The sequence below is a fragment of the Agarivorans gilvus genome (genome assembly GCF_001420915.1).
Classification (GTDB): domain Bacteria; phylum Pseudomonadota; class Gammaproteobacteria; order Enterobacterales; family Celerinatantimonadaceae; genus Agarivorans; species Agarivorans gilvus.
The window spans coordinates 284,636-310,624 of record NZ_CP013021.1; the positions used below are offsets into that span (position 1 = coordinate 284,636).

Below are 25,989 nucleotides of genomic sequence, written 5' to 3' on the forward strand. Positions count from 1 at the left end.
TTTGGCAAATAATGCTGAATTTGTAGTCATTCGCTGCTTGAGTGATCAGGGCATCATGGTGCTTCGAACATTCACTAGGAGCACAACATGACACATTCATCTCATTTCGTGGTTATTGGTAAAACCGCAAAAACCGGAGCCCGCATTTATCAGCGTCTTCAGCAACAGGGCGCAGCTGTACGTGCGGTGTCACGAACTTCCGAGCCTGCCTTTGACTGGCGCCAGCGGGATACTTGGGCTAATGCGCTAAAAGGCGCCACCGCGGCTTATATTAGTTATCAACCCGACTTAGCCATAGAGCAAGCTGCTGACGACATCGCCGCCTTTATTGAGGTGGCAAAGGCGCAGGGCCTAGAGCATTTGGTATTGCTGTCTGGACGTGGAGAACCTGGCGCCGAGCGAGCAGAAAATTTGCTAATTAATAGCGGTTTAGACTGGAATGTGATTCGCGCGGCCTGGTTTGCCCAAAATTTTAGTGAAAGCTTTATGGCCGAGGGCATAGTCAGTGGCGAATTGGTGTTGCCAGCAGGTGAGGTGCTTGAGCCCTTTGTTGACGCTGATGATATTGCCGAGGTGGCGCTGCGCTGTTTGTTAGATAAAACCAAACGCAATCGTTTGTTTGAGGTGACGGGCAGTGAACTACTGAGTTTTGCTGATTGTGTGAATGAAATTAGCCGTCAATTGGCCAAGCCGATCCGCTATCGCCAGGTGAGCATCGAGGCTTATCTTGAGCTATTACAGCAGCAAGCTGTGCCGCAGGACTTACAAGATTTGCTGAAAGAGCTCTTTACCGTGGTGTTTGATGGGCGCAATGCGCACTTATGTGATGGCATAGAGCAAGCCACTTCAGCCAAGCCGCGACGCTTTGCCGATTATGTGGCGAAGGCAATAGCTACTGGGCATTGGCAAACGGCCGGTGTTTAAGCCTGCCTGCTTTGCGATGGAGGCTCGCCAAATTTGGCTTTGTAGGCGCGGCTAAAGGCCGCTTCTGATTGGTAACCTACCTCAAGCGCTACTGCTATCACTTGGCGCTGGCTATGGCGTAGTAATTCTCTAGCCAGCGATAGACGCCAATGTTGAATGTATTGCTTGGGTGGTTGGCCTAAGATTTTTTTGAAGTAGTCAATAAAGCTGGTGCGTGACATGCCCACCAGTTTGGCGAGCTGCTCTATGTTGAGCGGGGCTGCAGGGTCGCCGTGGATCTGCGCTATGGCGGGAGCGAGGCGTTTATCGGTATGGGCCAATAGCCAGCCTGGTTGGTTTTCACTGACTTGGGCTATCCAAACCCGAATACTTTGCAAGATAAGTACATCTGCCAGCCTACTGATGATGAGGCTCGCAGCATACGCTTGGCTGGTGGCTTCTTGTTGAATTGCGTCCACCATCGTCTTGATTAGGGGATAAGCCGGTGAATCGCCAGAAATCAAAATGTATTCAGGCATCGAGCTAAACAAGGCGCGACTGATTTCGCCGTCAAATAGCACCGTGCCACACAGGGTGGTACTGCTGGGGCCTGTTCCGCTAATGGTGAGTATTTCGTAATGCTCGCTGATCCTCTGTAAATTCTGTTCAAATAAATCGGCTGCAGGGCTGTTATTGCTATCCACTATCTCGTGGCCTTGGCCGTGAGGTAATAGGATAAAATCGCCGGCTTGTAAGGCTATGCAGTGTTCCCCAATTTTTACCAGCGCTTCACCATGTAGACTTAAGTGAAACATAGTGCTATTGGCGATGGCTGGTATTTTAAGCCCCCATGGCTGGTTTAAACGGGCATGGGTGTAAAACACACTGCTCATTTTGAGTTGCGCTAGCGGCGAGTTGGCTTCACTTTGTGCTTGTTCACTGGGGCGTAGTTGATTTAATTCAAGGGCTGGCTGGTGATCCACTATTGGTATTTCCTGTAAATGGTTAGCGACAAACGGTGATTAAAGCATCGCTTAACTTTCGCTAATTAACAACGTTTAGGACTCAAAGTAATGCTTGGTGTTTAGTGATGTTGATTCTTTTAACCGAGCGTCTGGTGTTAATGGCTTGCTAGTTGGGTGTTTTGGCTTTGCTAGAGTATTGAGTGCAGACAGTAGTAACTTGGTTGTAATAAAAAAGCCCCAGCAAGCTGGGGCTTAGAGTACGGTTATTGGGCTTAATTATTTAGCCGCTTTTTTCGCTTCTGCTATCCAGCCATCAAACTTGGCTTGGTTAGCTTTAATCCAGCCGTTTACGTGAGCTTCGATATCTGAAGGTTTGTTCTTACCTTGGCTCATCATCATGTTTTGCGCACTCACATCGTTGATGTTCAGCTTCATCACTTCGAATAACTTAGCCGCAGCTGGGTTTTCTTCAGTGAATTTTTTGTTCGCAACAATCTTCATTGAGTTCATCTGGAAGCCGTAGTTTTTACCGTTAGGTAGGGTAGTGTCTACATCGTCGCGCTCGCCAGGCAGCGAAGAAAATGGCACTTCTAGCCATACTACGTCTTTACCGGGAACCAATACGCCACTTACCCAGTAAGGGGTCCATGTGTAATACAGAATAGAGTCACCTTTTTTGTAACGGGCAATGGTATCAGCGATGATCGCCGCGTAGTTACCTTGGTTGTGCGTTACCGTGTCTTCCAGTTCAAAGGCGGTTAACTGATGCTCAATTACACCTTCACAGCCCCAGCCTGGGTTACAGCCGGTTAAGTCGGCTTTGCCGTCGCCATTGGCATCAAACAACTTAGCAATCTTAGGATCTTTTAATTGGCCAATATTGGTAATGTTGTACTGATCAGCGGTTTTCTTATCAATCAAGTAACCTTGCGCCGCACCTGAGATGTATTCGCCAGAACGGAAGAATTTGTCATCACCACCCGATTTGGTGTATTTGTCGGCGTGCAGCGGGAACCAGTGAACCGCAAGAAAAGTGGCGTCACCTTCGGCAATAGAGGTATAGCCTACGTTGTAGTCTACTTCTTTAGTTGGGCTCACGGTGTAGCCGAGCTTCTCTAGTGCTTTGTTTACTATCAAGGTTTGGAAAGTTTCTTCCGCTACAGTTGATTGTACTGGCTGTACGGTGATTCCTTTACCGGGCAGCTCCTCGGCAAAACTACTCATTGATAGTGTCGCGCTAAGCATGGTGGTTGCGGTAAGCAACGTTTTCCATGTGGTGTTCATGCATATCTCCTTGTGTTGCAGTACTTAAGAGGGTTTAACTCTTTTATAAACAGAATGTAGGATGGCGGCAGGACCAGACTGATACCAACGTGTTTTTTGGTCCCGAGATTCAACGCCAATGGTTTGGGTTAGGCGGTCGAGCAAAATAGCTAAAATCACAATGCCTAAGCCCCCAACTGATGCCATGCCCATGTCTAAACGGCCGATACCACGTAATACCATTTGGCCTAAACCGCCAACGGCGATCATTGAGGCAATCACCACCATTGATAGTGACAACATCAGTGTTTGGTTTACCCCGCCATGATGGTGGGCATAGCGAGCGGTAGTTGGATGCGATAAAGCATTTGTTTGGAGCTGGCGCCAAACGCGTGGCCAGCTTCAATTAGCTCTTCTGGTACCTGTTGAATGCCTAAAATTGTCAGCCGAACAATCGGCGGTAAGGCGAAGATAATGGTCACCACTACGCCAGGCACGTTACCAATACCAAACAGCATCACAATTGGTACTAAGTAAACAAAGGCCGGAGTGGTTTGCATCGCATCTAATATGGGCCTGACTATTCTGGCGGCGCTAGCGCTTCGGGCTAGCCATATCCCCATCGGTAAGCCAATTAGTAAACAGAAAAAGACCGAAGTGAGTACCAAGGCCAAGGTCACCATGGCTTCTGACCAAGCGCCAATTAAGCCAATGGTAACCAGCGAGCAAAACGCCGCTATACCCATTTTTCGGCCAGCTAGCTGCCAAGCAATAAGGAACAATATCAGCAACATGATTGGTGCTGGGGTGGATACCAAAGCTGTCTCAAACGAGCGCAAGGTAATATCAATGGGCACTCGAATCGCTTGGAAAATCGGACGTCCGTGCTCTACTAACCAATTCAATGCAGTTTCTACCCATTGGTCAAAAGGCACTACCGCCTCTCTAAATGGGTCCATCCAATCAAAGGGCTGGCTTACATCGGTGCTGGTTAACCAGTCATTACCTGCGGTGGCGGTATCGCTGGCTCCGCCAGACCACGGGTCGCCAGCTGCGCTGCTGGTATCGGGCGTGGCCCAAGGATCGGCTGGCGCATCTTGGCTGGTGGCCGACCAAGGATCGGCAGTTTCACTTGTTGAATTTTGTTCGCTGCTCATGCTTCTTCTCTATCTAATACTTTCAATAGTCGTGACTTGGTAATCACACCAAAATATTTGCCCTGCTCATCAACTACCGGCACCGAATAGGGGACTTGAGCCACAGAGGTAATCAGCTCGCTTACCGCGAGTTCTGGATCGATGGTGATGGTGTCTTCCAACATGGCACTGCTGAGTGAGCGGTTTTCTTTTTTGGCGAGTTTCAAAGACTCTAGTGAGACGATGCCAGAAAATTTATTAGCTCTGTCTACCACAATGCCAAACTCACGGTCGTTATCTATGAGCAATTGAATCGCCGTGGCCGGGCCATCATGTTCATGCTTTTTAAATACGGCGGCAGGGTTTTTCACGGCAATATCTTTAGCACTGAAAATAGTGGCGGGGTTGACCCCGCGGAAGAACGAGCGAACGTAGTCATTGGCTGGTTTTTGTAAAATCTCGTCGGGCGTGCCCACTTGAACCACTACGCCGTCTTGCATGATGGCAATACGGTCGCCAATACGCATGGCTTCATCGAGATCGTGGGAGATAAACACAATGGTGCGTTTGTCATCGTTTTGTAGACGAATCAATTCGTCTTGCATCTCGGTACGAATGAGAGGGTCGAGAGCCGAAAAGGCTTCGTCCATGAGCAAAATGTCGGGGTCGTTCGCCAGTGCTCTAGCCAAACCCACCCGTTGCTTCATACCGCCCGATAACTCGTCGGGGTAAGAGTCGCAGTAGGGTTCTAGGCCGACTCGCTCCAGCGCAGCTTTAGCTGCAGTATTGCGTTGCTCTGGGTCTATACCTGCCAGTTCTAAGCCGAAAGCGGCATTTTCCAATACCGACATATGCGGCATTAAGGCGAAGTTTTGAAACACCATGGAGACGTTTTTACGGCGAACTTCGCGCAATTCTGGCTCTGAAATTTTGGCAATGTCTTTACCGTTTAATAATACGCTGCCTCTGGTGGGTTCTATTAAACGGTTAAGTAGACGAACAAGAGTGGATTTACCCGAGCCTGATAGGCCCATGATAACGAAGATTTCGCCTTCGTTAATGGTTAATGAAACATCTTTAACACCGACAGTTAACCCAGTTTGGTCAAAAATTTGATCCTTATCTAGGCCCTTGTCGATGAGAGGAAAAGCCTTTTGTGGCGTCTCGCCAAATACTTTATACAGGCTTTTCACTTCCAGTATCGTTGACATGGAACTTATCCTTGTTTTATGAAAAACAACTTACTACCTAATCAAATTATTAAGTACTCTAAATAATATTGTGATCATTATCAAGCCTAATACTTAAACAAGTGTTCAGTTCCATGCTATTAAGTAGCTGTATTTGAGTGTTTTTTATGGGCGTGGAATGGCCAATGTAATCAGCTCTAAAGTTTAGTGCAGATTGCATTTATTGGACGCTAAACTGAGACGCGAAAGGCTTAAACATAGGCCTTGTTAATAACAATCTTTGTGAGGTTTGTTAAATTTTTAATACTGAGCAAAACCCAGTAAAAGGCTAATTTATCAATAGTTAAGTTGATTCACATCTTAAGCTTGGCAGAGTGTTAATATGCTGTTGTTGATATTATGTAAACGCTTATTGTTGTGTGCGGTTTTGACTATGCTTAAAAGCGAGTTGGAGTTTAAATTGGTGCTGTTTACTGAGTGCGAATTATTGATATTGGGCGCGGTGAACACTTTGATTGGCAGTTTAACTTGTCGATGTTTTTCTTGGCTCGCCATAGGGAATGCAGTATGAAATTGACCGATACCTCGCTGCTTGAGCAGATGCATATTAGTGATGTAGAGATACAAAACAGAATGAGATTATTAGGCCTCGATGAATCGGCACTAGACTTAATTGCCAAGCAGCGAGGCTTAATTGAAGAAGAAGTCGATGGCATTGTTAATCGCTTTTATGACATTCAAACTGAAGTGGACGAAATAGCCTCGTTAATTGGTGATACTGAAACCTTAAGTCGTTTGCGTATTGCTCAGCGGCGTTACATCACCGATTTGTTTTTAGGCGTATGTGATTCAGACTACGTTAATAATCGGCTGCGTATTGGCATGGTGCATAAACGCATTGGGGTCGAGCCAAAGTTATACTTGTCGGCAGTAAGCACGCTGAAAGATTTGTTATTTGAGTTACTCAGTGTTCACCTGAAAGATAAGCAACAACTTGCCGCGACCTTATCGGCTTTAGATAAGTTATTTTATTTCGACACGACTTTGATATTCGATACCTATATTGCCAGCTTGGTGGGTGAAATTGAGTTGGCCAAACGTAAAACGGAAGACTATGCCAAGAGCTTAGAGCAGAAGGTTGCCGAGCGAACTCGCCAATTAGAAAAACAAACTCGTTTAGATGGCCTCACCGGAATTTATAATTTAAGAGCCGTGCACGATATATTGCATCGGGAATTGGCGGTGGCGCAAAGGCGCGAATCCAAGCTGTGCTTGGTTTATATCGACTTGGATAACTTTAAGCAGATTAACGATAGCGAAGGTCATTTAAAGGGTGATGAAGTATTGAAGTGTGTGGCTAAGATCCTGTTAGCGAGTATTCGAGAAGTGGATGCTGCTTGTCGTTATGGAGGGGATGAGTTTTGTTTAATTCTGCCTGACTGTGATGCCCACAATGCCTATTTAGTGTGCCAAAAAGTGATCGAAAACTTCCTGCAACATTATCAACATTTCTCTTTAAGCATGGGGGTGGTGCAAACCGGCCCTACCCGCTATTACAGTGATGAACAAATAATCAAACTCGCCGACCAACGCATGTATCAAGCTAAGGAACAGGCTGGCTGCAGTATTTTTCATGCAGAAGATTAGGCTGCCGATAGCTAAGTATCGGTAAGCCATTTAATCATTTGCTGCTAAGTACTGACCAGCCAAATACCTACGCCTATCATTAGGGTGCCAGAAATTCGGTTAAGCAAGCGAACATTGCCGCTTTTATTGAGAAAGACCCGTAGGGTTTTACCGCCGCTGGCGTATAGGCTCATACAGACAAACTCAGAAAGCAAAATTATCGATACTAGCAAGCTAAGCTGTAGGGCAAGCGGATGCTGTGCTTGAATAAACGGGGGCAGCAGCGAAATCATAAACGCCCAGCCTTTGGGGTTGGCAATGGCGGTGATAAAGCCCTGTATGGCCAGTTGGCGTCGGCCAACTTGTTTTTGCTCAGAAAACTCACTCGGAATCGCCATTTTCCCACGCGAGCGCCACATTTGAATTCCAAGGTAAGCCAAATAGCTTCCACCTAGCCACTTTAATAGACTAAAAATATGTGGATATTGCAGCATGATAGCCGCTACCCCAATCACTGCTAGCACAGCCACAATGCCCACGCCCAGCATTTCACCAATCATCATCCAAAAGGTGCGGCGCAGGCCTATGGTCATACCTAAGGTCATGGCCAGAGTCATGCACATTCCGGGGGTAATTGAGACAAAGAAAAAAGTAGGGATGAAAATAAGTAATACAGAAAGATCCATTTAAATTACCAACAGCGTTTTCGTAAGGCCTAAACTGTACACTGTTCTAAATTTCTTTGTCTAATGAAATGTAAGCAGGCTTAAACAAGGATGTTAGCCAGTTGTATCATCTTGACCTAAGGGCGAGCTTGGCCAACGGTTTTTTGACCGAGATTAATCAAAGGCGATATTGTTCAGCATTGTTTGATATTGATGATTACAATCAGCCGCTGTTTTGTCTCTTGCAAGTGTGATTGATGAGTTCTCGTTTTGAATTATTGGCCCCCGGCGGCGATTTAGAAGCCATTCACGCGGCGATTGCCGCAGGTAGTGATGCTATTTATCTTGGTTTAGATCGATTTAATGCGCGTAACCGAGCTAAAAATATTTCTTTGGCCGAGCTTAAAGCGGTGTGTCACTTAGCTCATCAGCAGCGGTGCAAAATATTTGTCACTTTAAATGTGATGCTGCTAGAGAGTGAGTTGCCCGCTTTGCTGCGTTTGCTCAATCGTTTGCTTAAGTTGAATGTAGACGGCCTGATAGCCCAAGATTTAGGTTTGTTGTATTTGCTTCATCAACATTTTCCGAATGTGGAAGTCCACGCATCTACCCAGCTAAATACCCATAATGAGGGGCAGATTGACGCCTTAAAGTCCTTAGGGGTGAATCGAGTTAATTTGGCCAGAGAACTCAACCTAGAAGAAATCACCGCCTTAACTCGTCATGCTGCGACCCTGCAGATGAAAATTGAAGTGTTTGTACATGGCTCTTACTGCGTGGGGTTTTCTGGTCTTTGTTATATTAGTTCCACTCGCAACGGCTGTTCGGGGAATCGTGGCCGTTGCAGCCAACCTTGTCGCGATCAATATCAAACTACCGAGCAGGGTAGTGCCTTTCCTTTGAACCTCAAAGATAACTCAGCCTTTGCCGAGCTTGAGGCGCTAGCTGCTGCTGGGGTCTATTCATTAAAAATAGAAGGGCGGATCAAAAGTTCACATTACGTGTTTAGTGTGGTGTCTCAATGGCGGGAGCAGCTAGACCGTTATCAGCAAGGGCAGCCATTAGTTAAGGATTTAAGCAATCTATATAAAGTGTTTAACCGAGACTTTACGGCCAATTATTTAAGTGGCGAGATTGGTAAAGCCATGTTTATTGATAACCCAAGAAACAATGCTTTAAGCCATTTCGTTGAGCAGCGCCAGCTCACCCAGCCAGAGCAGATCAATAATCTAAAGCAGGAGTTGTATCAGCATAACAGTGAGCTGATGCAGCAGATGCGCAAGCAAATTGCCGCCATGCAGGCCTCGGCTAACGCTCTGCCGAGTGACTTGCAGGCAAACCAAACTAAAGCGGTAGAGGTGCAACTGCCGCAGTACCGAATGGAAGATGACCCCAATACTAGCCCCAACTTGGCGGTGCTGATTAACCAAACTCACGATATCGCTTTAAGCCAGCAAGCCAAACTAGAAGTATTTTGGGCCTTGCCTAATGCCTTGTCGAATAAGCTAGATGAACAGCTTGTCATATTTAAGCAATATCCTAACTTGAATCCGTGGTTTCCGGCGGTGTTGATTGATAAAGATTACGCGGCAGCCGCGCAGTTCTTGGAGCAAGTGAAGCCCAAGCTATTGGTGACTAACAATTTAGGTGTGGCAGAGTTGGCCAAGCAAATGGGCTTAGCCTGGGTGGCAGGCCCGCAAATGAATAGCGCAAACTCTTTGGCGCTAGCCTGTATTAAACAACATTATCAGGGGCAGGGGGCGTTTTTAAGTAATGAGCTGAATGCTAAACAACTGCAGCGTCTTGTTATACCTAAGGGCTTTCGCAGTTTTTACAGTATTTTTCATCCCAACCAACTGTTAAGTAGTCGCCAATGTCTGTTTCAGCAAAGTAGCGGTTGCAAAAAGCAGCGACTTAACAAGTCGTGCTTGAGTCGTTGCAGTAAAAGTACGCGGATCCTCAACTTAAAAGATGCTCAGTACATCATTGATAAACAAGCGGGTGAGTATAATCACTTATTTAGTCAGCAACATGTATTGAATACTCAAGCCATTACTGAGATGGCGCATAAGTTTAGTGATGTACTTGTGGATTTACGTAACATCGCAACTGATACCACTTGGAGTGGTGTAAGTAATGCGGAGCTAGTGACGTTTTTTCAAGATTTAATCCGCCAAGAGGACGATGCTGAAGTCCGATTACAGGCCTTGTTAACGCCTTCAATTAACCAGCAATATTTAAAAGGTTTGTAGCCCAGAGCCAGTTCTTTTGCCGAGCTTGATAGAAATTTATTAGCTGAGCTATTAGAATCGGGGTTCGGCGGTTTACCGCAAATTCATTTAACCAAGGAATCTTTAATGATTATCGCAAAAGACGACGTAGCCATCTTTGAATACACCGTAACAGCAAACGGTGAACAGCTTGATACTTCGGAAGGCAAAGAGCCACTCGCCATTATCGTTGGTCAGGGGCAATTAGTACCCGGTTTAGAACAAGCTCTTATTGGCAAACAAGTAGGCGACAAATTTGATGCAGAAATCGCCGCTGAAGAAGCTTACGGAGAACGCAACGATAATCTAGTTCAGGCTGTGCCAAAAGCTATGTTCGGTGATGTTGAAGTTGAAGTGGGCATGCAATTTCGTGCCACTACCGATGAAGGCGAACAGTCTGTGATCATCATCGGTGTAGAAGACGACGAAGTCATCGTTGATGGTAACCACCCTCTAGCGGGCATCGATTTAGCTTTTTCTATCGAAGTGACTGAGGTACGTAAAGCCACTGAAGAAGAACTGGCTCATGGTCATGTTCATGCGCCAGGCGGCTGTGGTCATCATCACTAAGAATTAGCTTTATAGCTGACTCTCTACCGGTAGCAGGCCAATTATCCAGGATTGGAATTTTCTCCAGATACTGGCTTGTGGCTCGCTATCGTAGACGCGAGCAGCTTTATCACGAAAAGCTTCTGTCCAGACTAAATCGTCTTTGCTATCTAAGCTTAACTGGTAGCTTCTATAGGGCAGATTGTTCTTCACTCGATGTGCAATCTCTTTACCTAAATCGGGGCAGGTAAGTACTAAGCCCATTTCAGTATTTAAACTGATAGAGCGAGGATCCCAGTTAAAAGAACCGACAAACAAGGTTTCCTCATCAATAACAAACACCTTGCTATGTAGACTGGCCCGTGAGGCACTTTTGCCAAAAAAAGCTAAACGCTGTTTTTGTTTCGCGTCAGGTTTTAGCTCATATATAAATACGTTACCTTCCACCAAACGCTTGCGATATTTTTTGTAACCCGCGTGCACTGCTGCTACGTCGGTCGCGGCTAAGGAATTAGTTAATACACTAATGTCGATGCCTTTGTCCGCAAGGGCCACTAGAGCATCGGAACCTGCTTCGCCTGGTATAAAATAGGGGGAACTAAGCAAAATGCTTTGTTCTGCATGGCTTAACAGTTTAGCCAGATTATGGGATACATCCTGTGGGTAGTCAGTCCCTTTTACCGGGTGATCGACCAATACGTCACCATCACACCAATATAAGAAGTCTGCCATGCGTTTATCGGCTAATAGCTGAGCATAGCTTTGGTGTGCGCGAATAAAAGATTTTACGTCGTTCTGATAAAGTTGTTGTTCCAATTTGAGAAACTCAGCATGGCTGTCTACGTCTTTACTGTTTAATGCTTCAATCGGATAGCTTTGTTCACTGTTCCAATATAAGTCGAAGGCTTGACTGACTTTCTCTACTACCGGCCCAATTGCTAAGGCGTCAAAATCGTTGAAGTTCACTTCTTCGGTGGCGGCAAAATATTCATCACCAATGTTACGCCCCCCACAACCGTGGCTAACCCGTCGATGGTTAGGGACTTATTATGCATGCGTTTATTAAGTCGGCCGAAGTCACCTAGCATGTTGCCGCCACGGAATCCGCGTTGGTAGAAGGGGTTAAAGACTCTTAGTTCAATATTGGGCTGCATGGCTAAGGCGGTCAATTTATCGTCCATGCTAGCGGTATTAATGTCATCGATTAACAGTCTAACTCGAACTCCACGCTTGGATGCTTTTAATAAACGGGCGAGAAAGATGTCGCCAGTTAAATCACCTTTTAGCATGTAATACTGGGCGTCGATACTTTGGCTGGCTCTATCGATTAAGGCGATACGCACAGCAAAAGCGCCCAAACCATCATTCAATACTAATACCCCGGTGCGCTCGGGTTGGAAGTCTCTTAGTCGTTGAATGTCTTGATAGTTGTTGCTGGAAGGATCGACTGCTAGATAAGTGCTAGGGCGTTTATATTGGGCAAGCATTTCCGATGAAGGTCGCTGGGCACAAGAAATGAGCCCAAGGCTGAGCAGCAAAATGATGAACAATCGTAACGTCACTGGGGAAATCCGTTTCAAACTAATGCTTATGTAGATAAAAATTTTAGTTTAAATTTATGGGCTTGGCTAGCTATACGCTCTACAGCTATGTTACATAGCTGTTAATTCGGTTCCTCAGCACTAAGATTACGTATATAATGTCGCGCTTCGTTTCTTGAGACCAAATTATATGCATACCGCTCCCATTCTATTCAAGCCAGAAACTTGCGTTAACAAACAACGTGCTGCTGCGCCTTTCTTGCCAATGTCACGTAAGGAGATGCAAGCACTAGGCTGGGATAGCTGTGATGTTATTTTGGTCACTGGCGATGCTTATGTCGATCATCCTAGTTTTGGCATGGCGGTGATTGGTCGTATGCTGGAGGCCAAAGGTTTTCGCGTAGGCATTATCGCCCAGCCAGATTGGACCAATAAAGACGATTTCATGCGCTTAGGTAAACCGAATTTATTTTTCGGGGTGACGGCTGGCAACATGGATTCGATGATCAATCGTTATACCGCCGATAGAAAGCTGCGCCACGATGATGCCTATACGCCCAACAATGAAGGTGGTAAACGCCCCGATAGAGCAGTGATTGTTTATTCCCAGCGTTGTAAAGAAGCCTATAAAGATGTGCCGGTGGTACTAGGTGGCATCGAGGCCAGCCTGCGTCGAATTGCCCACTACGATTATTGGTCTGACAAAGTGCGCCGCTCCGTTCTGTTTGACGCAAAAGCTGAGTTATTGATTTATGGCAATGCTGAGCGCCCCTAGTGGAAGTGGCTTATCGGCTCAGTCAGGGTGAGGATATTGCTGAGCTAGATGATGTGCGCGGTACCGCCTTGATCCGCAAACAGCCTTTAGCTGGTTGGAGTGGTTTGGACTCGAGTCATTTGGACAAACCGGGCAAAATTGACCCTATCCCCAGCCCTTACGCAGAAACCGAGGAAAACTGTGCCAGCCAAGAGCAGCCAGAGGCCGAGTCTGTCGCTAGTGATGCTCAGGCCAAGCCTGTAGTGGTGCAAATGGACAAAAAGCGCCCTTGGGAGAATGTGTATATTAATTTGCCGGCTTATGAGCAGGTTAAAGTTAATCAGGTGCTGTACGCCCACGCTTCACGTATCTTTCACCTAGAAACTAACCCCGGTTGTGCCCGTGCCTTGGCTCAGCGCCACGGTGATCGTATAGTTTGGCTTAACCCGCCAGCCTTACCTTTAAGCACCGAAGATATGGATGGGGTATTTGGTTTACCTTATCAACGGATCCCGCATCCTAGCTATGGTAAGGCGAAAATCCCAGCTTACGAGATGATTAAATTCTCGATTAACATCATGCGTGGTTGTTATGGCGGCTGTACCTTCTGTTCGATTACCGAGCACGAGGGGCGAATTATTCAAAGTCGCTCACAACAATCGATTATTGGTGAAATTGAGCAAATTCGCGATCAAGTCCCTGGTTTTACCGGAGTGATATCCGATTTAGGTGGTCCAACGGCCAACATGTATCGGCTTAATTGTAAAAGTCCTAAGGCCGAAGAAACTTGCCGTCGTCTATCTTGTGTTTACCCCACTATCTGTCATCACATGGATACTGACCATACGCCCACCATTGAGCTGTACCGTGAAGCGCGTAAAGTGGAAGGTGTTAAAAAAATCTTAATTGCTTCTGGAGTGCGTTACGACTTGGCAATTGAGGACCCTCGTTATGTGAAAGAGTTGGCGCTGCATCATGTGGGTGGCTATTTAAAAATTGCCCCAGAACATACCGAAGAAGGGCCTTTATCGAAGATGATGAAGCCGGGTATGAGCACCTATTACAAATTTAAAGAATTGTTTGATAAATACTCTAAAGAAGCGGGCAAAAAACAATACTTAATCCCTTACTTTATTTCTGCCCACCCCGGCACCAAAGATGAAGATATGGTGACCTTGGCGCTGTGGCTGAAGAAGAATAAATTTAAGTTGGATCAAGTGCAAAACTTCTATCCATCCCCTTTGGCTAATGCTACTACCATGTACCATACCGAGCGTAACCCTTTGCATAAGGTGAGCCATACCAGCGAGCGGGTATCGGTAGCCAAGAAGGGGCGTCAGCGCCGTCTGCACAAAGCCTTATTGCGTTATCATGATGAGAAGAACTGGCCGATTATTCGTGAAGGTCTAAATAATATGGGCTTAAGCAAATTAATCGGCAACGGACTGCATCACTTGGTGCCGCCAGATAATCGCCGCGGCGGACGAGGGGCGGCTCAACGTGGTTTTAAAGGAGCGAAGAACAGCCAACTGGCGGCGACTCGCTTTACCAATAAACAGTTTAAGCAAAAGCGATAAATTGATGATTAAGGCACTTGTTTCGATAAGTGCCTTTATTTTATCTTGCGCTGGGGTGAGTTAAAGCTTAGAGAAGTCCACTTGAGGTAAGCTTTGAAAGCCCGGTTTAGCGAAGTAATAACCTTGCATGAGCTCGACCCCACAGGCGTTTAAAAAACGCATTTCTTCACGGCTTTCTATGCCTTCAGCCAATACCGTTACCTTCAGCTCCTTAAACATCGCCAAGCTGTGTTTTAATATGGTTTGCCGCGCAGCGTCACTATCAATGTTACGGATCAGTGCCATGTCTAACTTAACGATGTCGGTTTGAAAATCAGCCAACAGATTCAGATTTGAATAGCCGGCACCAAAATCGTCGATGGCCGTTTTAAAGCCTAGCTGCTGATAGTGCGCAACAATATTTTTAATGTGCTGGGTATCGGTGACTTGTTCGGTTTCGATAAACTCAAACATGATTTGTTGGATCGGAAACTGATACTTTTGGGCGGCCTCAAGGGTCGTGCGAATACAGCGCTCTGGCTGATAAACGGCATTGGGTAAAAAGTTAATGCTGAGCATGCCCGGTAGTTTAAGCTCGGCGGCCAGCGCAATGGCTTTAACTCGACATAGCTGGTCGAAACGGTAGCGGTTCTGCTCACTTAGCTGCGAAATAATGGTGTAGGCTGGTTCATTGTTTAATCCTCGCACTAAGGCTTCATAACCAAAAATTTGTTTACTGGGGTAGTGAACAATCGGTTGAAAGGCCATGCTGAAGTCAAAGTCTAGTGGATGTGATTCTCGGCATTGCTGACAAGAGCTATCTTGAGTAGTGTTTGCTTGTTTCATCAAGTTCATGAATGACCCAGTGGATGGATTTTATCTCTAAGCATTAGACTAGTTGCTGACATATCGCTGAACAACTTCAATCAGTATAAAGCGTTAACTCAGACCAATAATAAATCATTGGTCTGCGGTGGGTTATAGCAACAGATCTGGTCTTTAGCTCTTAACAGGAGCGCTATTTATGCCATATGTTCTAAGTACATAACGGTTAACTCCACTCGAGATTTTGCATTCAGTTTACGAAGCAAACTTTTAACGTGAACCTTAACCGTGCCCTCGGTAATACGCAGTTTGTCGGCCACTTCACGATTGCTTGCGCCTTTAGCAATTTCATTAAGGGTTTGTAATTCTCGCTTGGTAACGGTCTCGAGTTTGTTGGCAAATTCGTCACTTTCGTGAAGGCAATTTAGGTAGGGCAATAGTTCATCACTGAGCACTTGCTGGCCAGCTGCGGCCAATTTGAGTTGCTCATGTAATTGCTCTGGCTCCATATCTTTTAGCAAATAGCCGTCGGCACCGGCATTAATTAGCTTAATTACGTCTTGTTTAGCATCCGATACGGTAAGAATAATAATGGTGGAGCTGATGTTTTTTTCTCTGAGTAATTTAAGCGTATCTAAACCAGATAAACCCTTCATGTTTAGGTCTAATAACACTATGTCGGGTTCGAGTTCACTACAAATCTCTACCGCTTGAGCACCGCTGCCAGCCTCGGCGACTACTTCAAATCCCGGCTCTATATTTAGAAATTGCACAATTCCCTTGCGCATTAAAGGGTGGTCATCCACCACTACAATTTTGATAGCTTGGTTCATCGCTAGCTTTTCCTTACTGAGTTTTTCTTGGAACGCTTAGTTTGACTGAAACGCCGCCGCTGAGTGACTGCTCAAAACATATTTTACCGTTTAGACGTTCAGCGCGTTCCTGCATAATTTGTAAACCGTAGTGTTCGTCGAGGTGTTTAAGTTTGCTTCCGTGTAAACCGTTATCCGCAACTTCGATGGTAATTTGCTCCGCATCCCCGACACAAGTTATTGAAATTTTATCACAGTCAGCGTGTTTTAAGGCATTGATGATCGCTTCTCTAACGATCTGAATAATATGAATTTGCTTGTTGGCTTCCACCATGTCGTTGGCGATATCGGTAGTCAGTTCAATCTGTTGCGGATATTGGCTGGCTAACTCTTCCACTAATACTTGCAGTGATTCTACCAATAGGGCGCTTTTTATGGTTAAGCGGAAGGTCGATAGTAACTCCCTCAGTTGTACATACGCGGCACTCAGCACCGATTGGATTTCTTCGCTTATTTCCAGGCTTTGCTGGTAGTCACAGGGGATTGTTTAAGTTGCCTTTGCAATAAGCTGGTTTGAATTTTTAAATAAGACAGCGTTTGGGCGAGTGAATCGTGTAGTTCGCGAGCAATGGTGGCGCGCTCTTCCATCAATAATAGTTTTTGTTTTTGCAGTAAACCCTGCTCAAAGCGTAATACCTTAGTAATGGTTCGACAGTAGCTGTTAACAATAGCGGCTCTGCTTTCAGGCACTTCAGGCAATATTAAGTAACCGTAACGCTCTCGGTCTAACTCCAAGGCAATGGGGGAGATAGCTCAACTTCACCGGCTTGGTAGTTTACTTCCATACCCAGTTTATTTAGCTGTAGTTTAGCACCCCGAATGCTAAGAGTTTCGCAGAGTAGCTGCAAAGACTGCTTGAAATGTTGCTGGTTTAAGGTGCTGTTAAAAAGAATTTGCTCCAAATTATAAAGGAAGTTGAGATCTTGGTTGGCGCGACGCAGCTCTTTAGTTTTCTCTTTGACTTGATTTTCCAGCGTTTGATAACTGCTGTCTAAATCTTGTGACATCGAGATGATTCCCCGTGCTAGGGTTTCCATTTCTATGCTGGCATAACGGGTGGGAATAGAAATTTTGAAGTCGCCACTTTGTACTTGGCGTACCGCTTCCACCAGCCGATAGATCGGCTTAGAAATATTCCGCTGAATGTACCAAAGGGTGTAAATGGCGATTAAAGTGATAATAACAAAGGCGAATATTTGAAGATAAGTCAGTGAAAAGACTTTTCCCTCAGAATTATATTGGGTTTCCGCAACGAATTGATCAATCAGATCAACAAAACCCACCACATGATGGTCGAAGTAGACCGTGTCGTGATTCACAACATAGGGCTTAAGCTGCTGCCAGCGTTGCTTAACCTTTAAGTAACGCTGGTTCATTTCATTATCTTGCTTAGCGACCTTTTGTAGAGCCGAACTATTTAAAGAGCTCTCAAAACGAGCAATCTTGTCTTCTAGTGCTTGGTCGTTAATATTCAGCGCATGGGCCATGCGGTAGCTTTGCATGCGCAAAGAGCCCGCGATATTGATGGCCTCTGCATCATTTAAACTATTGATTAAGGTGGTAAGCGAGCCCATGGCCACCAAGGCAAAAAATACCATCATTAAGCTAAGTAGCCGAATAACGGCGGTGGCGATAGAACGTTTCCCGAAATAAAGCTTCAACTCAAAATCCTTGTTAAGTCGACAATTTGATTAATCTGCTTACTGTCATTTAGTGTAACTTTTACAAAGCACTTAACAAATACTATTTTTTTGCATAGCATTGACAGTATCACCGAAGTCTAAAATGACCTAAGTCCTAATGATATGGCGTTTAGACCCTTAGCACTGACTAAGCAGGGTAAATCGCAGAAATGGTTTTGCCTCCCGTATTTGGAAAGGTTGATTTATGTTATCGGATGCGTTTAACCGAAAATTTTTCTATTTGCGTTTGTCGCTGACTGACGAATGTAACTTCAAATGCAATTACTGCCTGCCTGACGGCTATCATTGCGATGCGCCTAAGCAAAATCTTAGCTTGTCTGAAATCGAGCACTTAGCTAGTGGGTTCGCTAAGCTGGGTACTAACAAAATTCGCTTAACTGGCGGTGAGCCGAGCTTGCGTAAGGATCTTACCGAGGTTATGCAGATTTGTGCTAATACACCCGGTATTAAACAGCTAGCTATGACCACCAATGGTTTTCGTTTAGCTTCTCAAGCTAAGCGCTGGAAACAAGCAGGCTTAAGCCACATTAATGTGAGTGTTGATAGCCTCGACCCCCGTCAGTTTGAATTGATTACCGGCACCAAAACCTTCACTAAGGTAATGGCCGGTATTGATGAAGCCTTAAATCAAGGTTTCAGTGCCGTTAAGCTAAACGCCGTGTTGTTAAAGGCCGAAGCGCAAGCGACCTTTGAAAAATATTTGCAGTGGATAAAACAGCGCCCAGTGGAAGTGCGTTTTATTGAATTAATGCAAATGGGTGAGCGGCCAGAATATTTTACCCAGCATCATATCGACGGCGCTGGGTTTAAGCAGTACCTGTTAAGAGAGGGCTGGGAACAACAAATTCGCGCCCACAATGCAGGACCCGCACAAGTTTTTCATCATCCCGATTACGCTGGTAAGGTGGGTTTGATCATGCCTTATGCCAAAGATTTTTGTTCCACCTGTAACCGACTACGGGTTTCTTCTCAGGGTAAACTACACCTTTGTCTGTTTGGTGAAGAGGGCATTGAGCTTCGTGATTTGTTGCAGCAAGCAGAGCAGCAAGAAGCATTATGCCAACGTATCGAATCAGCCTTACAAACTAAAAAAGTTAGCCACTTCCTTCATCAAGGCAATACCGGCGCTACCCCCCACCTCGCTTCCATCGGCGGCTAAGCTCTAGTGCGTGATAAATATCACGCACTATACTTGATCTAAGTCAATCATTTTAGCAAACACCTCTTTAGAGGTATGTTATTGAATGTTAATAGAATCTACGCTTTACCCCATTAAAGCTAGGGTTAAGCTCGTAGGTGGGGGAGTCATGTCTATAGATCTGTCTAAACGGCGTCTGTTTAGTAACAGTCCTAGCTTAAGAAGTAAACAACATCATCGCCTACCGTGGTTGAAGCAGCCAATAGAGCAAGCTTGTACTCAGTGTGGTGAATGCATAAAAGCCTGCCCAGAAAAGATAATTGTAAAAGCCAGCGGTGGCTTTCCTATTGTGGATTTTACCCAAGGTGAGTGCAGCTTTTGTTATCAATGTGCCGCGGTGTGCCCCGAAGGTTTGTTTCACGAGCAGCATCAAGCCGCTTGGGATAACAGTATCGCGGTGCTTGAGACTGCTTGCCTGGCGCAAAACGGCGTTTATTGCCGTAGTTGTAGTGACAACTGTGAACAAGCTGCCATCAACATTCGGCCGTTAATTGGCGGTAGAGCCGAGGTAAGGGTAGATGATGATAAATGTAATAGCTGCGGTGCTTGTATTAGCGCTTGCCCAAGCCAAGCCATTGAGATTAAGGAAGTACTATGAGTGATGAATACCATATAAGTAGTGCGGTGGTGCTCTGTAAGCCGGATAAAATTCAGCAGCTTATTACGCAAATTAGCGATTTTTCCGGTGTGGAAGTACATGGCTTTAATCCTGAAGGCAAAATCGTGGTCTCTATTGAGAGTGACAAGCGCCACAACATCGTTAGTACCTTAGAAGATATCGCTAAGTTAGATGCTGTGCTAAGCAGTAACTTAGTTTTTCACCAATTTGAATCAGCTAGTGAGGAAGTATCATGAAATGGACTCGCCGACAATTTGTTAAAGCGAATGCGGTAAGCGCCGCAGCCACGGTTGCGGGGATCACATTACCAGCCAGTGCCACCAATCTGATTACTTCATCAGAGAAAACCGAAATGACTTGGGCAAAAGCCGCATGCCGCTTTTGTGGTACAGGTTGTAGTGTATTGGTAGGCTCGCAAAACGGCAAGGTGGTGGCCACCCAAGGGGATCCTGAGTCGCCAGTTAACCGCGGTTTAAACTGTATTAAAGGCTATTTCCTTTCCAAAATCATGTACGGTAAAGACCGCTTAACCACGCCCCTACTGAGAATGAAAGACGGTAAGTTTGATAAACAAGGCGAGTTTACTCCGGTGTCTTGGGATCAGGCCTTCGATGTGATGGCGGAAAAATGGAAACAAGCCATCGCCGATAAAGGGCCGACTTCGGTGGGCATGTTTGGTTCTGGTCAGTGGACGGTGTGGGAAGGTTATGCCGCAGCCAAGTTGCATAAAGCGGGCTTTTTAACTAACAACATTGACCCCAACGCGCGCCATTGTATGGCTTCTGCTGTGGGTGGTTTCATGCGTACCTTTGGTATCGATGAACCAATGGGCTGTTATGATGATTTAGAGGCTGCCGACGCTTTTGTGTTGTGGGGCTCTAACATGGCCGAAATGCATCCGATTCTTTGGTCTCGCTTAACCGATCGCCGTTTATCCGCGCCGCATGTAAAAGTGCACGTATTGTCTACCTTTGAACATCGTAGCTTCGAGTTGGCTGACAATGGCATTGTATTTACTCCCCAGACAGACTTGGCGATTCTCAATTACATTGCCCATTACATTATTGAAAATGACAAAGTGAATTGGGACTTTGTGGATAAACACACCCACTTCAAACGTGGTACCACCGATATTGGTTATGGCTTGCGTCCAGAACACCCATTGCAGCAAGCTGCGGCTAATCCTGATTCTGGCAAGATGGTGGATATGAGCTTCGATGAATATCGGGAGTTTTTAAAAGATTACAACCTAGAAGCAGTATCGGCTTTATCTGGTGTACCGGCAGAAAAACTAGAAGCCTTGGCTAAAGATTATGCCGATCCAAAGGTTAAAGTCACCTCTTTCTGGACCATGGGCTTTAACCAACATACGCGCGGCGTATGGGCAAACTGTTCTTGTTACAACATTCATTTGTTAACCGGAAAAATTTCTGAGGCGGGTAACAGCCCCTTCTCACTAACCGGCCAGCCATCGGCGTGTGGTACGGCTCGTGAAGTAGGTACCTTCTCGCATCGTTTGCCTGCTGATATGGTGGTGGCGAATCCTAAACACCGTAAAATTGCTGAAGACATTTGGCAGCTTCCTGACGGCACCATCCCGCCTAAGCCTGGTTATCACGCGGTATTACAAAACCGCATGTTGAAAGATGGTAAATTAAATGCGTATTGGGTGATGTGTAACAACAATATGCAGGCCGCGCCCAACATGAACGAAGAAGGCTTACCCGGTTACCGTAACCCCGAAAACTTCATTGTTGTATCTGATCCTTATCCAACAGTGACGGCTCAAGCGGCCGACTTGATCTTACCCACCGCAATGTGGGTGGAAAAAGAGGGTGCTTACGGTAACGCCGAGCGCCGAACTCAGTTTTGGCATCAACAAGTGACGGCACCGGGTGAGGCTAAGTCAGATCTTTGGCAGCTGGTTGAGTTTTCTAAACGCTTTAAAGTTGAAGAGGTTTGGCCTGCCGAGTTGCTGGCTAAAAAGCCGGAGTACCAAGGTAAAACCCTTTACGATGTGCTGTTCCGCAACGGCGTAGTCGATAAATACCCATTAGAGCAGATAGATTCGCCATTAAATGATGAATCACATGATTTTGGCTTCTATTTACAAAAAGGCTTATTTGAAGAATATGCCAGCTTTGGTCGTGGTCATGCTCATGATTTGGCCGACTTTGATACCTACCACCAAGTACGTGGCCTACGTTGGCCGGTGGTGGATGGCAAAGAGACTCGCTGGCGTTTTCGCGAGGGCCACGATCCTTATGTTAAAGCTGGGCAGGGTGTGCACTTTTACGGTAAGCCAGATGGCAAAGCCTTTATTATCGCCACACCTTATGAACCAGCAGCGGAGTCCCCTGATCAAGAATATGATCTATGGCTCAGCACGGGTCGGGTTTTAGAACACTGGCATTCAGGCTCTATGACACGGCGAGTACCTGAGCTGTATCGAGCTTTCCCTGACGCGGTATTGTTTGTGCACCCTGAAGATGCGGCACAGCGCGGGCTTAAGCGTGGTGACGAAGTTCTGATTCAATCGCGTCGCGGAGAAGTGAAATCACGGGTGGAAACTCGCGGGCGTAATCGGCCACCAAAAGGCTTGGTATTTATGCCTTGGTTTGATGCTAAACAGCTCACTAATAAGCTGACCTTGGATGCAACGGATCCTTTGTCTAAAGAAACTGATTTTAAAAAGTGCGCCGTGAAGTTGCTTAAAGTTTAAGGCTTTATTCAGAATTATTTGCCGAGGTGGCGGAGAGATTATTATGAAAATGAGAGTGATTCTATCAGGGTTAATCGGCGGTTTGCTGCTCTGTGGTGCAGTTGTTGCCAACGACTATGTCACTAATGGGGGCCTGCAGTCCTTGCGCGGTAGCACTGAGCTAGATAGCCAGCAAGACGCTCAACAAATGAAAAAGGTGGTTGAACAGGCCAAACCTTACGAAAACGATTACGTTTTCCAACCGCCTTTGATCCCACATCAAATTCGTCATTACGAAGTGAATTTAAATGCTAATAAATGCCTGTCGTGCCATAGCTGGAAAAATGCTCGAGACAGCGGTGCCACCAAAATTAGCGTGACTCACTATGAGGCAAGAGATGGCGAAGTATTGTCTGATGTGTCGCCCCGTCGATACTTCTGTTTGCAATGCCATGTACCGCAAAATGATGCGCAACCGCTAATAGAAAACCAATACCAACGTGTTGAGTCTTTACGCTAAGCATGAGTTTAACCGAGGCTAGATTATGAAGTTATTAAAAGCATTTTGGCGAAAGCTTCGCACACCGAGTAAAGCCGCGGTGGGGCTGGTGTTGGCGCTGGGCTTTATTGGCGGTATTTTGTTTTGGGGGCTTTCAACACCGGTATGGAAGCCACCAATACCGAAGCCTTTTGTTCTGGCTGCCATGCGCCAATTGTGGCTGAAATACAAGAAACCATTCACTATTCCAACCGTTCAGGGTAAGGGCGATTTGCTCCGATTGCCACGTACCACATAACTGGACCGATAAAATTGTTCGTAAAGTTCAGGCCAGTAAAGAGCTAGTGGCTTTTGCTATGGGCACCATCAGCACTCAAGAAAAATTTGAAGAACGCCGCAAGCATTTGGCGAGTCGAGAATGGCACCGTATGAAGAAGAACGACTCACAAGAATGCCGTAACTGCCATGAATTTGATTATATGGACTTTTCTGAGCAGCGCCCGCGTAGTGTTGCCCAGCACCAAGATGCTCTAGCCAGTGGTGAAAAAACCTGTGTGGACTGCCACAAAGGCATTGCCCACCGTTTACCGGATATGAGTGGTGTTGAAGGCTGGCAATAAAGACAAGGAAAATACATGAGTACCTTAGAATCGATTATTTGGCACGTATTGGGTTATGCGGCCATGCCAACCATATTGGTGATGGGCTTTATTGGGGTGGCTATCGTCTCTTTGGCGATCCTGTCCAAATGGGATAAAGACCAGTAACTTGTTGGTAACAAGTCTTTTAATTCACGGGCTTAGTAGGCATTATTAGCCTATTAAGTCGTTTTAAGCTGAACTGAATGGACACAAACTGTTTCGCTACTATTACAGGTGTAGTGCTCGCTGGCGGTCAATCTCGCCGTATGGGTCAAGATAAAGCCAAGCTTAACTGGCAAGGGCGCAGTTTGCTGGAAGCGCAGCTTCAGTTGTTAGAGTCGGTATTGCCCACACCCGCGCTAGTCAGTGGCAGCTATTCAGAGTTTAACTGTATTGCCGATCAACAACCCTCGCTAGGTCCCTTGTCAGGCCTAGCCAGTTGCCTAGAGGCGCTGCCCGAGCAAAGCTGTTTGTTCATTCCGGTTGATATGCCGATGATTCATCAACAGCTATTGGATTACTTACTCGAGCAGTATCGCGCAGCACCAGGAAATTACTTTTGTGAAAACAGCGTATTTCCGATTATTTTGCAGTCTACCCAAGCTAACCGAGTTAGCTTGCAAACCGTGTTGAACTATCCGCAGGCTAAACAACGATCAATTAAAACCTTTCTTCATGCTATTCAAGCCACTGAACTTAGCTTACCTTCGCAGTGGGCGAGCGCCTTGGTTAATACCAATACGCCGCAGCAGTGGCAGCAAGTGCAACAACTCATCGAGGAAAAATCATGAGCCATTTGGCCAACGATAAACAAACATTCTTAAACATTGCCGTACTTACGGTATCAGATACGCGTGACGACACTACCGATAGCTCTGGCCGCTACTTGGCTGAAGCGTTAGTCGAGGCTGGGCATAGCCTAGCGGATAAAAAAATTGTGGTAGATGATGTTTATCAGATCCGTGCGGTACTAAGCCAGTGGATAGCCGACCCTAAAGTGGATTGTGTTATCACTACCGGTGGCACCGGCTTTACTGCTAGAGACAATACCCCAGAAGCGGTAAAAGTCTTATTTGATAAAGACATTGAAGGCTTCGGTGAGCTGTTTAGATACATCTCTTACACCGAAATTGGCACTTCTACCGTACAAAGCCGAGCCTTGGCTGGTTTTGCTAACAAAACGGTGGTTTTCTGTGTCCCAGGCTCAACCAACGCCTGTAAGACTGCTTGGCAAAAAATACTGTTAGAGCAGTTAAATAGCACTCACAGACCTTGTAATTTTGTTCCGCATGTAGGTTAGCTTTATGAGTCAATTAAGTCATATTAGCGCCAAGGGTGAGGCTGTAATGGTGGATGTATCGGATAAATCCGAGACTACACGCATGGCCAAGGCGCAAGCACTGATCAAAATTAATCAGCAAACGGTGGCCAGTTTAGTGGCGGGTGAACATCATAAAGGGGATGTGTTTGCCTGTGCTCGAATAGCTGGCATACAAGCGGCGAAGAAAACCTCAGACTTGATCCCGCTGTGTCACCCTTTGATGCTAAGTAAAGTCACTATTGATTTAAGCTTAGATGAAGCCGCGGGTGAGATTAAAGTGTTGAGCACGGTAAAACTTAAGGGGCAAACAGGCGTTGAGATGGAAGCCTTAACCGCAGCAAGTGTGGCTGCGCTAACCATTTACGACATGTGTAAAGCGGTGCAAAAAGATATTGTGATTAGCGAGTTAAAATTACTTGAAAAACACGGTGGAAAGTCGGGGGAGTTTATCGCTAATGAAGGTGACAAATGTTAGTTAAGGTACTTTTTTTTGCCCGCCTAAAAGAACAGTTAGGTGAGGCCTCTATACAAGTGGAATTGGCTGAAGGTGAAACTAGCCAAGCTTTAAAGCAAAAGCTGATAGAGCGCGGCGATAAATGGCAGGCCCTCGCCGATAATTCAATCTTGATGGCGGTGAATCAACAACATGTCAGCGAGGCAGTGGCTTTGCACCATGGTGATGAGCTTGCATTTTTCCCACCGGTAACGGGTGGGTAGATGATTAAGGTTCAAACCAAAGACTTTGATGTCGCCGAGCAATATCAGCTGTTAAAGCAGCGCAGCAGTGCTGGAGCAATCGTGTTTTTTGTGGGCTTGGTTCGGGATATGAACTTAGGCTCTGAAGTGAGTGGTTTGCATCTTGAGCATTATCCGGGAATGACAGAAAGCCAATTGCTAAAAATAGTTGAGCAAGCCAAGCAGCGCTGGCCCATTCAAGATGTCAGTTTAATTCATCGGGTGGGCGATCTTGAGGTGAACCAGCAAATTGTATTTGTTGGCGTTAATAGTCCGCATCGAGAAGCCTCGTTTGCTGCTTGTCAGTTCATCATGGATTATTTGAAAACCGAAGCGACCTTTTGGAAAAAAGAACGCAGTGCCCAAGGAGATTCTTGGCTAGATGCGCGGCAAAGTGATGTTAAAGCCAAACAGAAGTGGTCTTAAGCCACTAAAGCTGCCTTGAGTGAAATGACAT

General features: G+C 45.9%; 28 protein-coding genes, 2 pseudogenes and 1 riboswitch. Of the genes and pseudogenes, 17 read left to right on the top strand and 13 right to left on the bottom strand.

Annotation, left to right across the window (positions count from 1 at the left end; all coding sequences use genetic code 11):
* Positions 1–87 precede the first annotated feature (87 nt).
* Entirely contained in the window at positions 88–924 is an 837-nt protein-coding gene (locus AR383_RS01335) for an NmrA family NAD(P)-binding protein (RefSeq protein ID WP_055731503.1), read from the top strand.
* Here AR383_RS01335 and AR383_RS01340 read toward each other — a convergent pair.
* The 5 genes from AR383_RS01340 to proV all read right to left on the bottom strand — a co-directional run bounded on the left by AR383_RS01340 (position 921) and on the right by proV (position 5,478).
* Positions 921–1,886, bottom strand: a complete 966-nt coding sequence (locus AR383_RS01340) for an AraC family transcriptional regulator (protein WP_055731504.1) — start codon at positions 1,884–1,886, stop codon at positions 921–923. The two genes, AR383_RS01335 and AR383_RS01340, sit on opposite strands and share 4 nt — an antisense overlap.
* Before the next feature lie 258 nt (positions 1,887–2,144).
* Complete coding sequence (gene proX, locus AR383_RS01345; RefSeq protein WP_055731505.1) at positions 2,145–3,152, bottom strand: glycine betaine/L-proline ABC transporter substrate-binding protein ProX; 1,008 nt, start codon at positions 3,150–3,152, stop codon at positions 2,145–2,147.
* Positions 3,153–3,176: 24 nt separating this feature from the next.
* Positions 3,177–3,434 carry an ABC transporter permease gene (locus AR383_RS22295; protein WP_236758868.1) on the bottom strand — a complete coding sequence of 86 codons (258 nt, stop codon included), beginning with the start codon at positions 3,432–3,434 and terminating at the stop codon, positions 3,177–3,179.
* 11 nt (positions 3,435–3,445) lie between these two features.
* Positions 3,446–4,288, bottom strand: a complete 843-nt coding sequence (locus tag AR383_RS01350) for an ABC transporter permease subunit (protein WP_236758869.1) — start codon at positions 4,286–4,288, stop codon at positions 3,446–3,448.
* Positions 4,285–5,478 (bottom strand): glycine betaine/L-proline ABC transporter ATP-binding protein ProV, encoded by a 1,194-nt coding sequence (gene proV, locus AR383_RS01355; RefSeq protein ID WP_055731506.1) that lies wholly within the window; start codon positions 5,476–5,478, stop codon positions 4,285–4,287. Before proV ends, AR383_RS01350 begins: the two co-directional genes overlap by 4 nt.
* Before the next feature lie 546 nt (positions 5,479–6,024).
* Here proV and AR383_RS01365 point away from each other — a divergent pair.
* Positions 6,025–7,104: a GGDEF domain-containing protein gene (locus AR383_RS01365; protein WP_055731508.1), complete on the top strand. Its 1,080-nt coding sequence runs from the start codon at positions 6,025–6,027 to the stop codon at positions 7,102–7,104.
* Between the two features lie 44 nt (positions 7,105–7,148).
* On the opposite strand, the gene AR383_RS01370 is transcribed toward AR383_RS01365, so the two are convergent.
* Positions 7,149–7,769 (bottom strand): LysE family translocator, encoded by a 621-nt coding sequence (locus tag AR383_RS01370; protein WP_055731509.1) that lies wholly within the window; start codon positions 7,767–7,769, stop codon positions 7,149–7,151.
* Between the two features lie 236 nt (positions 7,770–8,005).
* Here AR383_RS01370 and AR383_RS01375 point away from each other — a divergent pair, with 236 nt between their 5' ends.
* Together AR383_RS01375 and AR383_RS01380 are read left to right on the top strand one after the other, a co-directional pair.
* A complete protein-coding gene (locus tag AR383_RS01375) occupies positions 8,006–10,000 on the top strand; it encodes a peptidase U32 family protein (RefSeq protein ID WP_055731510.1) in 1,995 nt (664 codons plus the stop codon).
* A gap of 105 nt (positions 10,001–10,105) precedes the next feature.
* Complete coding sequence (locus AR383_RS01380) at positions 10,106–10,588, top strand: FKBP-type peptidyl-prolyl cis-trans isomerase (RefSeq protein ID WP_055731511.1); 483 nt, start codon at positions 10,106–10,108, stop codon at positions 10,586–10,588.
* 9 nt (positions 10,589–10,597) lie between these two features.
* Here the strand turns inward: AR383_RS01380 and AR383_RS01385 are convergent, their stop codons facing one another.
* Both AR383_RS01385 and AR383_RS01390 read right to left on the bottom strand, forming a co-directional pair.
* Positions 10,598–11,533, bottom strand: a complete 936-nt coding sequence (locus AR383_RS01385; protein ID WP_055731512.1) for a phospholipase D-like domain-containing protein — start codon at positions 11,531–11,533, stop codon at positions 10,598–10,600.
* Positions 11,530–12,129, bottom strand: a complete 600-nt coding sequence (locus AR383_RS01390) for a phospholipase D-like domain-containing protein (RefSeq protein ID WP_157051621.1) — start codon at positions 12,127–12,129, stop codon at positions 11,530–11,532. Before AR383_RS01390 ends, AR383_RS01385 begins: the two co-directional genes overlap by 4 nt.
* A 169-nt stretch (positions 12,130–12,298) precedes the next feature.
* On the opposite strand from AR383_RS01390, the pseudogene AR383_RS01395 reads away from it, so the two are divergent.
* Positions 12,299–14,439 (top strand): annotated as a pseudogene (locus tag AR383_RS01395) (YgiQ family radical SAM protein).
* Positions 14,440–14,499: 60 nt separating this feature from the next.
* Here the strand turns inward: AR383_RS01395 and AR383_RS01400 are convergent.
* The 5 genes from AR383_RS01400 to AR383_RS01420 form a co-directional block, all read right to left on the bottom strand.
* On the bottom strand, positions 14,500–15,264 hold the full coding sequence (locus AR383_RS01400; protein ID WP_373869457.1) for an EAL domain-containing protein: 765 nt from the start codon (positions 15,262–15,264) through the stop codon (positions 14,500–14,502).
* Between the two features lie 176 nt (positions 15,265–15,440).
* Complete coding sequence (locus AR383_RS01405) at positions 15,441–16,076, bottom strand: response regulator (RefSeq protein ID WP_055731515.1); 636 nt, start codon at positions 16,074–16,076, stop codon at positions 15,441–15,443.
* Between the two features lie 13 nt (positions 16,077–16,089).
* On the bottom strand, positions 16,090–16,548 hold the full coding sequence (locus AR383_RS01410) for an ATP-binding protein (RefSeq protein WP_055731516.1): 459 nt from the start codon (positions 16,546–16,548) through the stop codon (positions 16,090–16,092).
* A gap of 17 nt (positions 16,549–16,565) precedes the next feature.
* Positions 16,566–16,850, bottom strand: coding sequence for a histidine kinase (locus tag AR383_RS01415; protein WP_055731517.1), 285 nt, complete (start codon positions 16,848–16,850; stop codon positions 16,566–16,568).
* A complete protein-coding gene (locus AR383_RS01420; protein ID WP_055731518.1) occupies positions 16,841–17,776 on the bottom strand; it encodes a type IV pili methyl-accepting chemotaxis transducer N-terminal domain-containing protein in 936 nt (311 codons plus the stop codon). Before AR383_RS01420 ends, AR383_RS01415 begins: the two co-directional genes overlap by 10 nt.
* Before the next feature lie 98 nt (positions 17,777–17,874).
* Positions 17,875–18,014, top strand: a riboswitch (molybdenum cofactor riboswitch).
* On the opposite strand from AR383_RS01420, the gene moaA reads away from it, so the two are divergent.
* From moaA to moaE, 12 genes and pseudogenes are all read left to right on the top strand, one after another.
* Positions 18,003–18,977, top strand: a complete 975-nt coding sequence (gene moaA / locus AR383_RS01425) for a GTP 3',8-cyclase MoaA (protein ID WP_055731519.1) — start codon at positions 18,003–18,005, stop codon at positions 18,975–18,977. It overlaps the preceding riboswitch by 12 nt.
* A gap of 148 nt (positions 18,978–19,125) precedes the next feature.
* Positions 19,126–19,614 carry a ferredoxin-type protein NapF gene (gene napF / locus AR383_RS01430; protein ID WP_055731520.1) on the top strand — a complete coding sequence of 163 codons (489 nt, stop codon included), beginning with the start codon at positions 19,126–19,128 and terminating at the stop codon, positions 19,612–19,614.
* On the top strand, positions 19,611–19,871 hold the full coding sequence (locus AR383_RS01435) for a chaperone NapD (RefSeq protein WP_055731521.1): 261 nt from the start codon (positions 19,611–19,613) through the stop codon (positions 19,869–19,871). The genes napF and AR383_RS01435 overlap by 4 nt, the downstream gene beginning before the upstream one ends.
* A complete protein-coding gene (gene napA / locus AR383_RS01440; protein WP_055731522.1) occupies positions 19,868–22,357 on the top strand; it encodes a nitrate reductase catalytic subunit NapA in 2,490 nt (829 codons plus the stop codon). Before AR383_RS01435 ends, napA begins: the two co-directional genes overlap by 4 nt.
* A gap of 43 nt (positions 22,358–22,400) precedes the next feature.
* Positions 22,401–22,856: a nitrate reductase cytochrome c-type subunit gene (locus AR383_RS01445; RefSeq protein ID WP_373869458.1), complete on the top strand. Its 456-nt coding sequence runs from the start codon at positions 22,401–22,403 to the stop codon at positions 22,854–22,856.
* A 25-nt stretch (positions 22,857–22,881) separates the two neighbouring features.
* A pseudogene (locus AR383_RS01450) lies at positions 22,882–23,455 on the top strand (NapC/NirT family cytochrome c).
* A gap of 15 nt (positions 23,456–23,470) precedes the next feature.
* Positions 23,471–23,602 (top strand): TIGR02808 family protein, encoded by a 132-nt coding sequence (locus AR383_RS21140; protein WP_083481454.1) that lies wholly within the window; start codon positions 23,471–23,473, stop codon positions 23,600–23,602.
* A gap of 77 nt (positions 23,603–23,679) precedes the next feature.
* Positions 23,680–24,267: a molybdenum cofactor guanylyltransferase gene (locus AR383_RS01455; protein WP_055731523.1), complete on the top strand. Its 588-nt coding sequence runs from the start codon at positions 23,680–23,682 to the stop codon at positions 24,265–24,267.
* Complete coding sequence (gene moaB / locus AR383_RS01460; protein WP_055731524.1) at positions 24,264–24,776, top strand: molybdenum cofactor biosynthesis protein B; 513 nt, start codon at positions 24,264–24,266, stop codon at positions 24,774–24,776. The genes AR383_RS01455 and moaB overlap by 4 nt, the downstream gene beginning before the upstream one ends.
* 4 nt (positions 24,777–24,780) lie before the next feature.
* The gene (gene moaC, locus AR383_RS01465) at positions 24,781–25,272 is read left to right on the top strand and encodes a cyclic pyranopterin monophosphate synthase MoaC (RefSeq protein WP_055731525.1); all 492 of its coding nucleotides are present in this window, start codon (positions 24,781–24,783) and stop codon (positions 25,270–25,272) included.
* On the top strand, positions 25,266–25,514 hold the full coding sequence (gene moaD / locus AR383_RS01470) for a molybdopterin converting factor subunit 1 (protein ID WP_055731526.1): 249 nt from the start codon (positions 25,266–25,268) through the stop codon (positions 25,512–25,514). Before moaC ends, moaD begins: the two co-directional genes overlap by 7 nt.
* Positions 25,515–25,958 carry a molybdopterin synthase catalytic subunit MoaE gene (gene moaE / locus AR383_RS01475; protein WP_055731527.1) on the top strand — a complete coding sequence of 148 codons (444 nt, stop codon included), beginning with the start codon at positions 25,515–25,517 and terminating at the stop codon, positions 25,956–25,958.
* Positions 25,959–25,989: the final 31 nt, after the last annotated feature.

What these genes read in the sequence shown, in the direction of transcription:
- AR383_RS01335 (WP_055731503.1), top strand. Translation starts at nt 88, where the DNA reads ATGACACATTCATCTCATTTCGTGGTTATTGGTAAAACCGCAAAAACC.
- AR383_RS01405 (WP_055731515.1), bottom strand. Translation starts at nt 16,076, where the DNA reads ATGAACCAAGCTATCAAAATTGTAGTGGTGGATGACCACCCTTTAATG.
- moaA (WP_055731519.1), top strand. Translation starts at nt 18,003, where the DNA reads ATGTTATCGGATGCGTTTAACCGAAAATTTTTCTATTTGCGTTTGTCG.
- moaC (WP_055731525.1), top strand. Translation starts at nt 24,781, where the DNA reads ATGAGTCAATTAAGTCATATTAGCGCCAAGGGTGAGGCTGTAATGGTG.
- napF (WP_055731520.1), top strand. Translation starts at nt 19,126, where the DNA reads ATGTCTATAGATCTGTCTAAACGGCGTCTGTTTAGTAACAGTCCTAGC.
- proV (WP_055731506.1), bottom strand. Translation starts at nt 5,478, where the DNA reads ATGTCAACGATACTGGAAGTGAAAAGCCTGTATAAAGTATTTGGCGAG.
- AR383_RS01350 (WP_236758869.1), bottom strand. Translation starts at nt 4,288, where the DNA reads ATGAGCAGCGAACAAAATTCAACAAGTGAAACTGCCGATCCTTGGTCG.
- moaB (WP_055731524.1), top strand. Translation starts at nt 24,264, where the DNA reads ATGAGCCATTTGGCCAACGATAAACAAACATTCTTAAACATTGCCGTA.
- AR383_RS01445 (WP_373869458.1), top strand. Translation starts at nt 22,401, where the DNA reads ATGAAAATGAGAGTGATTCTATCAGGGTTAATCGGCGGTTTGCTGCTC.
- moaE (WP_055731527.1), top strand. Translation starts at nt 25,515, where the DNA reads ATGATTAAGGTTCAAACCAAAGACTTTGATGTCGCCGAGCAATATCAG.
- moaD (WP_055731526.1), top strand. Translation starts at nt 25,266, where the DNA reads ATGTTAGTTAAGGTACTTTTTTTTGCCCGCCTAAAAGAACAGTTAGGT.
- AR383_RS21140 (WP_083481454.1), top strand. Translation starts at nt 23,471, where the DNA reads ATGAGTACCTTAGAATCGATTATTTGGCACGTATTGGGTTATGCGGCC.
- AR383_RS01370 (WP_055731509.1), bottom strand. Translation starts at nt 7,769, where the DNA reads ATGGATCTTTCTGTATTACTTATTTTCATCCCTACTTTTTTCTTTGTC.
- AR383_RS01435 (WP_055731521.1), top strand. Translation starts at nt 19,611, where the DNA reads ATGAGTGATGAATACCATATAAGTAGTGCGGTGGTGCTCTGTAAGCCG.
- AR383_RS01400 (WP_373869457.1), bottom strand. Translation starts at nt 15,264, where the DNA reads ATGAAACAAGCAAACACTACTCAAGATAGCTCTTGTCAGCAATGCCGA.
- AR383_RS01455 (WP_055731523.1), top strand. Translation starts at nt 23,680, where the DNA reads ATGGACACAAACTGTTTCGCTACTATTACAGGTGTAGTGCTCGCTGGC.
- AR383_RS01365 (WP_055731508.1), top strand. Translation starts at nt 6,025, where the DNA reads ATGAAATTGACCGATACCTCGCTGCTTGAGCAGATGCATATTAGTGAT.
- proX (WP_055731505.1), bottom strand. Translation starts at nt 3,152, where the DNA reads ATGAACACCACATGGAAAACGTTGCTTACCGCAACCACCATGCTTAGC.
- AR383_RS01380 (WP_055731511.1), top strand. Translation starts at nt 10,106, where the DNA reads ATGATTATCGCAAAAGACGACGTAGCCATCTTTGAATACACCGTAACA.
- AR383_RS22295 (WP_236758868.1), bottom strand. Translation starts at nt 3,434, where the DNA reads ATGTTGTCACTATCAATGGTGGTGATTGCCTCAATGATCGCCGTTGGC.
- AR383_RS01375 (WP_055731510.1), top strand. Translation starts at nt 8,006, where the DNA reads ATGAGTTCTCGTTTTGAATTATTGGCCCCCGGCGGCGATTTAGAAGCC.
- napA (WP_055731522.1), top strand. Translation starts at nt 19,868, where the DNA reads ATGAAATGGACTCGCCGACAATTTGTTAAAGCGAATGCGGTAAGCGCC.